This window comes from Salibaculum griseiflavum (assembly GCF_003129565.1).
Taxonomy (GTDB): Bacteria; Pseudomonadota; Alphaproteobacteria; order Rhodobacterales; family Rhodobacteraceae; genus Salibaculum; species Salibaculum griseiflavum.
This window is the reverse complement of record NZ_QETF01000017.1, coordinates 15,416-25,725: the sequence shown is the minus strand read 5'-3', so window position 1 is coordinate 25,725 and position 10,310 is coordinate 15,416. Positions and strand designations below refer to the sequence as shown.

General features: G+C 64.0%; 14 protein-coding genes. 5 read left to right on the top strand and 9 right to left on the bottom strand.

Annotated features, from left to right (window positions below; all coding sequences use genetic code 11):
- Nucleotides 1-73 precede the first annotated feature (73 nt).
- Nucleotides 74-319, top strand: a complete 246-nt coding sequence (locus DFK10_RS13215; protein ID WP_109389510.1) for a type II toxin-antitoxin system Phd/YefM family antitoxin — start codon at nt 74-76, stop codon at nt 317-319.
- A complete protein-coding gene (locus DFK10_RS13210) occupies nt 309-602 on the top strand; it encodes a type II toxin-antitoxin system RelE family toxin (protein ID WP_109389509.1) in 294 nt (97 codons plus the stop codon). The genes DFK10_RS13215 and DFK10_RS13210 overlap by 11 nt, the downstream gene beginning before the upstream one ends.
- Here DFK10_RS13210 and DFK10_RS13205 read toward each other — a convergent pair.
- From DFK10_RS13205 to DFK10_RS13180, 6 genes are all read right to left on the bottom strand, one after another.
- Complete coding sequence (locus DFK10_RS13205; RefSeq protein WP_109389508.1) at nt 596-826, bottom strand: hypothetical protein; 231 nt, start codon at nt 824-826, stop codon at nt 596-598. The genes DFK10_RS13210 and DFK10_RS13205 overlap by 7 nt on opposite strands.
- On the bottom strand, nt 826-3,417 hold the full coding sequence (locus DFK10_RS13200) for a phage tail protein (protein WP_109389507.1): 2,592 nt from the start codon (nt 3,415-3,417) through the stop codon (nt 826-828). The genes DFK10_RS13205 and DFK10_RS13200 overlap by 1 nt, the downstream gene beginning before the upstream one ends.
- Nucleotides 3,418-3,420: 3 nt before the next feature.
- The gene (locus tag DFK10_RS13195; protein WP_235866844.1) at nt 3,421-3,801 is read right to left on the bottom strand and encodes a DUF6950 family protein; all 381 of its coding nucleotides are present in this window, start codon (nt 3,799-3,801) and stop codon (nt 3,421-3,423) included.
- A 20-nt stretch (nt 3,802-3,821) separates the two neighbouring features.
- Nucleotides 3,822-4,382: a hypothetical protein gene (locus tag DFK10_RS13190; protein ID WP_109389505.1), complete on the bottom strand. Its 561-nt coding sequence runs from the start codon at nt 4,380-4,382 to the stop codon at nt 3,822-3,824.
- Complete coding sequence (locus DFK10_RS13185) at nt 4,382-4,972, bottom strand: hypothetical protein (RefSeq protein ID WP_109389504.1); 591 nt, start codon at nt 4,970-4,972, stop codon at nt 4,382-4,384. Before DFK10_RS13185 ends, DFK10_RS13190 begins: the two co-directional genes overlap by 1 nt.
- A gap of 239 nt (nt 4,973-5,211) precedes the next feature.
- Nucleotides 5,212-7,617: a phage tail tape measure C-terminal domain-containing protein gene (locus DFK10_RS13180; RefSeq protein WP_109389503.1), complete on the bottom strand. Its 2,406-nt coding sequence runs from the start codon at nt 7,615-7,617 to the stop codon at nt 5,212-5,214.
- Nucleotides 7,618-7,661: 44 nt separating this feature from the next.
- On the opposite strand from DFK10_RS13180, the gene DFK10_RS13175 reads away from it, so the two are divergent.
- Together DFK10_RS13175 and DFK10_RS13170 are read left to right on the top strand one after the other, a co-directional pair.
- Nucleotides 7,662-7,943 (top strand): type II toxin-antitoxin system RelE/ParE family toxin, encoded by a 282-nt coding sequence (locus DFK10_RS13175; protein ID WP_109389502.1) that lies wholly within the window; start codon nt 7,662-7,664, stop codon nt 7,941-7,943.
- A gap of 11 nt (nt 7,944-7,954) precedes the next feature.
- Nucleotides 7,955-8,245 carry a HigA family addiction module antitoxin gene (locus DFK10_RS13170; protein WP_109389501.1) on the top strand — a complete coding sequence of 97 codons (291 nt, stop codon included), beginning with the start codon at nt 7,955-7,957 and terminating at the stop codon, nt 8,243-8,245.
- Here DFK10_RS13170 and DFK10_RS13165 read toward each other — a convergent pair.
- Nucleotides 8,216-8,431, bottom strand: a complete 216-nt coding sequence (locus DFK10_RS13165) for a DUF7697 family protein (protein WP_235866843.1) — start codon at nt 8,429-8,431, stop codon at nt 8,216-8,218. The two genes, DFK10_RS13170 and DFK10_RS13165, sit on opposite strands and share 30 nt — an antisense overlap.
- A 125-nt stretch (nt 8,432-8,556) precedes the next feature.
- Nucleotides 8,557-8,925: a hypothetical protein gene (locus tag DFK10_RS13160; RefSeq protein ID WP_109389500.1), complete on the bottom strand. Its 369-nt coding sequence runs from the start codon at nt 8,923-8,925 to the stop codon at nt 8,557-8,559.
- A 123-nt stretch (nt 8,926-9,048) separates the two neighbouring features.
- On the opposite strand from DFK10_RS13160, the gene DFK10_RS13155 reads away from it, so the two are divergent.
- Nucleotides 9,049-9,342 (top strand): hypothetical protein, encoded by a 294-nt coding sequence (locus tag DFK10_RS13155; protein WP_109389499.1) that lies wholly within the window; start codon nt 9,049-9,051, stop codon nt 9,340-9,342.
- A 20-nt stretch (nt 9,343-9,362) separates the two neighbouring features.
- Here DFK10_RS13155 and DFK10_RS13150 read toward each other — a convergent pair whose 3' ends face one another.
- Nucleotides 9,363-10,304: a phage tail tube protein gene (locus tag DFK10_RS13150; RefSeq protein ID WP_109389498.1), complete on the bottom strand. Its 942-nt coding sequence runs from the start codon at nt 10,302-10,304 to the stop codon at nt 9,363-9,365.
- Nucleotides 10,305-10,310: the final 6 nt, after the last annotated feature.

The window sequence follows — 10,310 nt, the reverse complement described above, 5'->3', positions numbered from 1 at the left end:
GATGGCTTGACAAGTCTAATATTGGTATCATTTATGGAGCCATATTTAGTGCACTCAAGAAGGGGCGCCCCACATGCAACGCGTAGACGCAAATGTCGCGGTCAGCGTGTCTGACCTCAAAAAAAGTCCCACCGGCGTGCTGGAACAGGCAGATGGGGAACCGGTTGCTGTCCTCAACCATAACCGCGTCATGGCCTACATGGTGCCGGCTGCGCACTATGAGGCCATGATGGAGCGTATGGATGACCTCGCTTTGATAGATGTTGTGCAGGCGTGTGCTGCCGAGGCCCCGGTCAAGGTCACCCTGGATGAGCTATGAACTGCAGTTTCTGCCATCCGCATTGAAAGAATGGCGTAAACTCGGCACACCGGTGCGCCAACAGTTCAAAAAGAAGCTCGCCGAACGTCTGATCAGCCCACATGTTCCCGCAGATCGCCTGCACGGTTTGGAGCATCACTACAAAATCAAATTGCGCAGCGCGGGCTATCGCCTCGTCTATGAAGTGCACGAGGCAAGCGTTACCGTGACCGTCATTGCCGTGGGCAAACGTTATAAGGGCACGGTTTATAAAACCGCCCAAAATCGCAAGGGTTCTCAGTAAACACCGCCATCGAGGAGCTCCTCCCAGGCCTCATCGGTGGCGTTTCGGATGCGCAAAACCGGTGCTGCGCCGCTTGTGTCGTACCAAATCATGCCCGGCCGCGTGCCGGTGGGCGCCGTGGCACCCGCATTGCACGATTGCAGCGCCGCCAAGACCTCGTTCAGCCGCAGCCGAACAGCGAGGCCGGCGTCATCTTCGATAAAATAGCTGGTTGTTTGCGCCATTACGCCACCTCATCTGCATGTAGTCGAAGGCGTGAGACGACCGGCGTGTAGGTGGCATCGGCCGTTCTAAGCCAAGCCCGGGCCTCGATCGCACGCGCCTCGATTTCATGATTGTCGATCCGGCCCCACTCCGACCAGACCGGCGCGCTGGCCGGGTCATCATCGGTCTCGCGGATTTCCACCACAACGTCGGTCTCAGCCCCCTCCGTGCCGTCAAAACTCGCCCAGGTGTCAATCGGCTCAAGTCGCGCATCAATTCGGTCCGCAAGGGCCAGCACGCCAAGGCGGATTTCACTGCGCAGGCGCACCCGGCGCATCGCGCCAAAGTCCATGCCAGCCCCGAACTCAAAAAGCCCCTCGGCCTGCACCACAGAGGGCACCCCGTTTGCATCCTCCGCCGCGGCCAAGCGCAGCGTGCCATCCACCACCGCCAGACCGGTCTTGTTGCCCGGGAAGGTGCCATCGGCCTGCAGGCTTTGCACCGGCGCAAATGCCAAGGCCTGCGCGCCCTTGGTGGACAACATGGTCACCGGCCCCAGCCGGCCACCACTGTCCTCAGCGCGCAGCAGATAAGTCCCTGGCTTGAGCGGCACCACCGCAATCGCCTCCGAGCCCGCCACCCGGTCCATCGAGTAGCTGTTGGCCCAGCTGGGGGCCGCGTCCGTGCTGTGACGGATGACGATATTCCCGGCCACCCGGACATCCGGGTCCGCAGCCCGGGTCCATTTCAAAATCGCCAAGCCGCCCGCCGTCTGCAGCGTCACCCCCTCAAGTGCGACCGGCGGATCCGTCAGCCCGGTGATTTCAGCGGTACGCGCGCGCCAGTTGGAACGCACGCCAAGCGCAGAGACCGCTTGCACCCGTACCTCCCACATTCCAGGCGTGGCATCGCGGATCTCAAGCCGCGTGCCCAATTGGCGGCCATACTCCACCCAAGCCCCGCCATTGCGGCGCGCCTCGATCTGATAGGTCTCCACAAAGGCCGAAGGCGCCGGCGCCCAGGTTGCCGTGATCAGCACCTTCAAGCCGCCCCCATCACGGGTCACATAGAGCGCTTCAGACAGTTCCGGCACGCCCGGGGTCGCGGTGCGGAAGGCCGAGGGCAAATTCGTCCGTGGCGCGGCTTGGTAGATCTGCTCTTCTGAGGCCTCCCAGTCATAAACGAGCGGCGAGGTCTCGCGCAAAATCAGCTCCGGCACCAGCATCACGCCCTCGCCAACCGCACTCAGGTCCAGCCGGGAGGACTGCACCTCAAACGGTTTGTCCTCAAAGCCCCAGCGCGCATACTCCACCACGACTGTATCGCCGGCCGCTGCCTTCCAGGCCGAGAGCGTGCCCGACCATTTGACCAGCTGCTGGCGTCGCGCGCGCTCCAGCTCGATCTTGGCAATCCGCTGCGCTGCCGAGGCCGAGATGGTGAAGGGCAGGTTGATATCGTGCCAGATCTCCTCGCCACCATCTTCGGCCACATAAGCTGCAGAGCCATAGGCCGGGAAGTCATCGGGCTGCCAGTCATTATCGGGGCTGATGAACTGGCCCCGCACACCGTTAAAGATCGTGGCCCGGCTTTGCCGTGTGGTGAGCGCCAGCCCGCCTTCACGCAGATCCTCCACACCCAAGGTCACCTCCGGCGCACGGTAGGCGCCCGCATGGATGCGCCAGGCCGCGCCTTGCCAGACGCAGCGCCCGGCCATGGCCGTGAGCATTGCCTCGATGATGGTCTGCGGGGTTTGATCGAGCGTCACAACCCCGTTGCAGGTATAACGCGGCTCGGTCGCGGGTTCGGTTTGCCCCTCGCGTAGAGCCAAGGTGACAGGCTCGTCGCAGATATTGGCCGCCTCGATCAGGCGCTCGGTCTCAATGCCGTCCTCGGCGCCAATCTTCGCCCCAAGCCCAAAGGTGGCGTGCCCCATGTAATCGGCAAGGCACAAAGCGGTGTTTACGCTGTAGCCACGATCGCCAGTGCGCGGATCCAGAATGTCGTCCTTGCCCTCCATATCCGCCGCGATGTCCGGGATCCCGCCCGGAAAGGCATCGCGGTCATGCTTGAGCCGCAAATAGAGTGCGGCACAGCCCTCCAACCGATGTGCGGTGGTCCAATGCTCTGAGACCTCCTCGACCAGGCCGGGAAAGGCGGATTGCCCAGTATCGCCCAAGCGCTTGTCGACCGTGACCTGGCCCTCCCAGCGGCCGACGGCTTGCCCTGTGGCATCAATGGCCATTTCCCCGTCAAAGTAGATGGCGCCAATGGATTTGACGCGATGCGCGGCCAAGACGATGACCAGATGCAAAAAGGCGTCATCGTCCCCGGTCTCGTGGATAAAGACGATCACGCCGCCTTTGCGCACCCGGCCATAGACCATATCCCGCGCCATGACGGGCTCGCGCACGCTCACCGTGCGCGGCTGCAGTGTCCCAGAGGGCATCGATGGCGTCGGCATCAAGGCCTGCGCGGCCCCCGACAAGAGCATCGAGGCCCCAAAGTTCGCAGCAAACCCGATCAGCCCGCCTGCGGCAAAGGCGGCGGCCAAACCGCCTGCCGCCACGGCGGCCCCGCCCAGGGCCACCGCGCCAAGCACAAGAGGCGGCATGGATTAGACCCTCCAGGCCAGCGCGCAAGAGGACAGCGGCAGCCGCACCAGACCGCCTGGCGACAGGAAGGCCGCCCGCGCGCCGGCACAGACCCCAAAGGCTGGATCCGCGCCGCCCAAAACGAGATCCCCGCGCCGTGCCAAAAGCGGCGTGGCCAGTGGCGCGCCCAGAAGATCGCGGCCCATGGCCTTCAAGTCGGACCAGCCCAGCCGGCGCATCACGCGCAACGCCCCCAGCGCCGTCCTGTATCGACCCCGCCATTCCGCAGCCACATCCGCGCCGCCAGTGAGATCGCGCCGCAGATCAAAGGCCCAGGTGGCACAGTCATGCGTGCCCCAGGCAAAGGGCTCTGCGTGCGCTGCCTCAAGCCGGTCTGCCAACATAGATTCCCAATGCGCCACTCTCATCCGCGCCCCCAGGTGATCTCTTTGTCTTGAATGGCCGCCACGAACGCGAAGCCCTGATCCCCCGGCGCCAAGATCTGCTGGCTCTCATGGGTGTAGCGCCAGCTGCGCGGCCTTTGCAGATCGAGCAGGCGGTTCTCATAGCTGATGGTCAGCGTGCAGGTGTCTCCCGCATCCGCGATTTCAGGGACATCAAGCCGGCCGGTAAAGGCTTGTATCGGATCCGCAATCACCGTGCGCTCTTGCGTCAAAAGCCCAAGCCAAACCCGGCCGGGCTTGCCTTGCTGGGCCTCCGCAATGGCCAGCGACACCATCTCTTGAGGCACGGCTGAGAGCGACACAGTGGTGCCATTGGCCACCACTTGCTGCGTCTCTTCAATTGAACCCAGCCCCAAAAGACTGCCCACCCCGGTCCAGCGGCGATCATTCCACTCCAGATCCCCCAAACCCGACCAGATCCGCACCCAGCCCGAGGCGAACTCCCCTTCAAAAAACAAGATGGGCCGCAGCTCGCGCTCCTCGAGCGCCGTGCGGAGCATAGCCGACATATCGCGTGCCATCAGAGCGCCTCCCGTGCCGACACGGAAAACCGGAAGCTATCGGCCCGGCTGATCCGCGTGGGCACCGGCTGCGTCAAACGCAGTGCCAGACCAGGAGAGGCCACCTCCACAGGCGCCAAGTCAGGCGGCGTGCTGCGCAGGCGCGGGGTGAACCTTAAAACCGAGATCCCGCCCAGATCCGAAGCCGCATCTTGCGTGATTTGATAAAGCCGCATGTCGCGCCCTGTGCCCAAGGAGAAAAAATCCCCGGCCTGCAGTGTTTCGGCCTCTGGCGCCCAGCCCGCGGTCACCAACAGATTGCCGCGCTGGAACGCCCCGTTGACGGTAATGCTTCGGGTCAGACCGGGCTGCGCGGTGGAGGGGTCGCGCAAAACAAACCAGCCGCGCAGGCCACCCAGAGCCGTTAAGAAGGCCGACAGCCGCCGGCCGTTGCGCCCCTTGGTCAGCGCCATGTCAAAACTGACCTCCCACCACTCGCCGCCCCAGTCCTGGATCTGCTGGCTGCCAGTAAAGGGCGAGGTCTGCGCCGAGACTGCCGTCGCCAAGCGGCGCTCAATCGACTCCACAAGGGTCAGGGGTAATTCGCTCATAGCTGCAGCCTGTTCATTCCAGAAGGCGGTGCGGTGCTGCGGTACGCGGCTTTGGTGTCATTGACAAAGGACAATGTGCAGAGGTCACCAAACTGCGAGCTTGTCTGACGGAAGGCGCCGTTCCTTTTGATCTGCATAACAGGTCGAGGGGCAAAGGCGGCTTCCACGCTGGTGGGCGGGCCAAAGTTATTTTCTGACGACTGCATTTGATCCTCGTCCACCAGCCTCGACGGGCGCTCTCATACCGCATGCCCCCGCTGCCGGCGCTCTCTCACGCTTTGGATCGCAACCCGTTTGATCTCCGGCAGGGCCGCGCGCAGCTTCTGATCAATCTGCTCGGCCACGCCCATCTGCGCGCCGCGCGCATCAATCGCAATCGAAACGCCTGTGCCAGACCCGCCACCCGGCACATAGTCGGCCGCCTCGCGCCGGTTGAGCACCCGCTCCCCGCGCTGCAGGATGGTGGGCACCTCGTCTGGACGCAGGCCTGGCCAGCCACCGCCATGCATGCGCGGCGCACCGGCAAAGACCGCCCTGGGCACAGAGCGCGACATGCCTGAGAGACCCACGATGCCGCCATTATGCGACACCGCCGCAGGGGTGGTGCCCCCGCCAAAAACGCCGCCCAGCGCATTGGCGATGGGCCCCAAGACGGCGCGACGGAACGCCAGCACCGCCAAGTCCGCTAGGATTGAACGCACCAAACCTTTGAAGTCCAGCTTGCCGGTTTCCACAAAACTGCGGAAGGCGCTCTCCGCGCCGCTAAAGGCCTTCGTCAAGGTTGCGCCAAGGCCCTTGCCCCAATCCATGGCGGTCTTGGCATAAGACTGAAGGCTATCGCGCACACGATCAAAGCCAGAGAGCTGCTCCTCTGGCTTGACGGCGGAGGCCAGAGACCCCGCGGCCCCGCTAGCCTGGCTCAGCGCCTCGGTTACTCTGTCTGCCGAGGCTGCAGCCTCGTCCAGAGCCGCGGCACCCTCCTGTCCACTGCCGGTCACCGCCTCGTTCAAGGCTCGCCAAGAGGCCAGCGGCCCTGAGGCCGCGTCTCTGAGCATGCGGGCCGCCTCCGCATAGCCCAAAGACCGCAACCGCGCGCCTCCTGCCATATCGCCAAAGAGATCCGGTGCTGTTAGCGGGCTGTCGGTAAAGGCCTCATCATACGCCGTGCGTGCGGCATTGCCGAGATCAACCGCCTCCGGGACCGTCTTCTTCCACTCGGAAAGATCTGGCGCCGCGATGGCCCAGTCCGGACGGCGTCCGCCCAGAGTGAGAAGGCTGTTCACCGCAGAGGTCAGGCCCTCAAGCCCGGTTTCCATGGCCTCGACCAGACCGTTGATGGCCAGCACCCCGATGCGACCAAAAACATCCGGGAGCGCCTCCCAGATGGATTTGACCGCCAAGAACGTGCCCTCAAAGGTGTTGAGCACGGAATTGGCCCAGTCAACCACGCGATCACTGGCGATCTGCAGCCCATCGAGGATGGCCGCTTGCGCCGCGGCCCAGTCGCTTTTGACATCGGTCCAAGCCGCCTCCGCTGAGAGCGCGACCTTGGACCAGACATCAGATGCCACATCCCTCAGCAACCCCATGGCATCGCCAAAACTGCCCGCGCCGCTGACCAGCGTCGTAAACCAATAGACAAGCTCGCCGGCGCCGACGACCAGCGCGCCGATCCCAGTGCGAAGGAGGGCGCCGCGCAGCACGACGAGCGCGGTCGCCAGTCCTTTGACCGACAGAGCCGCCACGGTCATGCCGGCCACCCATTTGCCCGCCATCAGACCGGCAAATGTCCCGGCATAGGTCACAATGCGGTCCAGATTGCCGATCAGGCCCTGGATCGCCTGACCCAACGGCCCGGTCACACGCGCAGCCGTCACAAGCGCATCGGCAATACCCTCCAGCGCGGGTGCCGCTGCCACTGCCAGCTGGTTCGAAAGCCCGCGCCATATCAGCCCCAGGCGCGACAGCGCATCATTGGTCCGCTCGATCTGGTTGGCGTCCTGCTCGGAGGCCACGACACCAAAATCCGCCAGGTCCTTGGTGGCCTGGCGCAGTGTGGCGCTGTCGATCCGCGCCATGGCAATCGAGCCTTCCTCGCCAAAAAGCTGCCCCGCCACCACCGCGCGCTCGGCCGCCGGCACAAATGCCGTGATTGCGTCATTGATCGCCGCCACCCGCGCATCAAGCGGCAGTGCCATCAAGGCGCCAGCCGATAGGCCTAGCCGATCGAGCGCCGCGGCCGCAGGCCCACCTCCAGCCGCCGCCTGGCTCAGCCGCCGGGTCAGGTCCTTTGTGGCCTGCTCGATGCCCGACATGGCCACGCCTGCGAGCGCGCCCGCACGCTCCAGGACCTGCACACTGGCCACTGTGGTGTCGAGCGATTGCGCGAGCTTGGCTTGGGCATCCACCGTTTGCAGTCCCATGCGGACCATCGAGACGCCCGCCGCGGTCACCGCTGCGGCGGCTGTGGCCGCCATCAGCTTGGCGCGCCGCGCGAACGCCGCCATGCGTTTGTTTGCAGCGTCCATCTCGCGGCTGAGCGGGCCCATGCCTTTGGATCCAGCCTTGCCCACGCCCTCAAGCTCGGCGCGCACCTGCCGGCCGCCCGTGGCAAAGAGGCGGACAGAAACCTGTTTTGTGGCCATTTGGTATCCTTGCAAAATGTATCACACCGTGATACACGGAATTCATGATCATCAGTACCCGTGGAAAGCTTGCCGCTGGCGCGGTGCAAAACCGGTTCGGCAAGGGATTTCCCGCAGATCTGGTGAAGCGCACCCGGGCCATGTTGTCAGCGCTCGACGCAGCCGTGGTGCTGGAAGATTTACGCTTTCCGCCGGGCAATCATCTCGAAGTCCTGAGCGGAGATCGCGCCGGACAACACTCGGTGCGCCTCAACGGACAATGGCGCATCTGTTTCATTTGGACCGATCAAGGCCCCGCAGAGGTCGAGATCGTGGACTATCACTAGGAGGCCCCGACATGAGCCGCATGACCAATCCATCCCATCCCGGCGAAGTCTTGGCCGAGCTGTATCTTTCCCCACTCGATATGAGCGCCATCGCCCTTGCCGCAGAGCTTGGCGTGCCGCGCACTCGTATCGAGCGCCTTGTCAAAGGCCAGACCGCCATCACCGTCGACACCGCCATGCGACTGGCGCGGTTTTTCTCGACGACACCGGAGTACTGGATGAACCTCCAGCGCGCCTGGGATCTGGCCCGCGCCCGCGAGACGATCGATGTGTCAGGCATCAAGCCCTTCGAGGCCGCCTGACCTGGTCTCTTCGTTTGTCTTGCGCACCATCACCGCCTCGATGGGCGGCAGAAGTTCGGCGATGATGCGGGGTGACAGCCCGAGAGCGGCGCCGAGCTGCAGCGCCGTCCCCATATTCCAGCCAATGACCGCGCCGCCATTTGCGCCGCCAGTCACGCGCACCTGCCCGCCAAGCCGCTGGACCAAGTCCCAGACCTGCCAACCCTCGAAGGTGTGCGGCGCATTGAGACGGTAGGGGCAGTCCGGGCACGCCCCCACGCAGGCCGCGCAATACTCACCGCCCCCGCCGAACTCCCAGTCAGCGAGCGCGGTCAGGCGTTTTTTTCCTGCTCCAGGATCAGCGCCCCGGCGATGTAGTCGGTCTGGAACGCCTCGAAGATCGGCCAGAGCTCCAGAAGCGCGTCGATGCCCTCAGGCGTCAGCGGCAGAGGCTTGCCCTCCGCATCGCCAACCCCCTCCCAGTCTTTGACAACGATGCGCGCCACGGCCTTGGCTACGATCCGCGCCAGGTCGTCGTTGGACGGGGCCGCAGTACCTTCTGCGTCCACCGTGGCGTCCAAGATCGCCGGATCACTGCGCGCGGCCAGCATAATGGCCGTGGTCAACGGCTCCACAAGCAGCCGGACACCATGGCCAAGATCAAGCCAGTGCGGCTCAGTGGAAAGGTTGAGTTTGAGCATGTCTTGAGGTCTCCATCATTCATTGGCACAAAAAACGAAACGGTCACGCAGCGAGGCCTGCTGAGGATCTTGCCCCCGCGGGGGTCACGCCTGATCCGCGACCAAACGAGAGGAACGCGCCAAATGGCTGAGGATCCCAAGTGGCGACAGATTTTGGAACTTTCTGTGGCTTTGGAGATCACCAAATCTGAGCGCGCGAGCCTCAAAGAGCAGGTGACCCTGCTTCAGGACCAATTGCGCGAGGCCACGCAGCGCGCTGAAAGAGCCGAAGAGCGCCTGCACGACACCACCGTTATGATGGCCACCATAAGCCGTGAGGCGATCACAGCCCCAGGCCGGTCCGTGGCCACCGAAGTGACGATCAACGGCAGACCCGTCCTGCGCCTGAGCAATCCAATCTCTCATATTGAACACTGAGCGATCCGCTCCCGGCACCATCAATAAGCCTCCCGATCATTGATCAGGGCCACCGTGCACATGTGGCCCTCATTTGGATCGCTGGCCGCCTGCCAGTCGAACGTGGCCTGCACGCCCTGTGGGCCGGAGATCTCAACACGCGGCCGCGGCAGATAGACGGCATGGGCGGTCAGCGTCAGGCTCTCGCCAGTGGCCAACGTGTAGGTAAATTCGAGCGCGCAGGCCTCACCATTGATCGCTTGTTGCACCAGTGTCTGGTCCGCGAAGCGCACAACGATATTGCCTGTGAGCGCCGCGATCGACGGGTCCGCCCCGTCGATCTTGCCATCGGCCCGGATCGTTTCGATGCGATCGAGATTGTTGGCATAGGTGATGTCCGCCGAGACCACGTTGCCGATATCGGCCCCGTTGCGTGTGACGGCGCCGTTAAAATGCCCAAATCGCTGCAGGGTGATAGGTGCCGGGACGCCAGCGGCGCTTACAGTGTCAACCTCTTCGCCCTGTGCCACAAGGCTGACCGTGGCGGTCAGCAAACCGGACCGCGCCATCTGCCAACTCAGACTATCGACCATGCAGCCGGAATACATGGCATAGCGCGGCACCTCCGGCATACCGGTCTCGACCGAGAAGCTCGGCAGCGCCCAGTTCCCGGAGGTAAATGTATGGGTATAGGGCGCCTCGGCCCCTGTCGTGCTGGGCGCCCCGAACCCCGCCTTCAGCCAGAACCCGAACGCGTCGGCATCGATCGGCACCACAACATTGCCATCCGCCGTCACCGCATCCTTGATCGGCGCTTGCGGATCCCGGCCATAGCCCAGGAGTTCTGAGGTCTGCAGTGGCTGCTCCGACCCAAGCGTTGTGCTGGCGAAGGGCATCTTTGTGTAGCCGCTCGCAGGCGGCGTGCCATAGGTGGTCTCGAACGCCAGCGCCATCTGCGCCCGCGCCCCTTGGGCTCGTGCCATTATCTC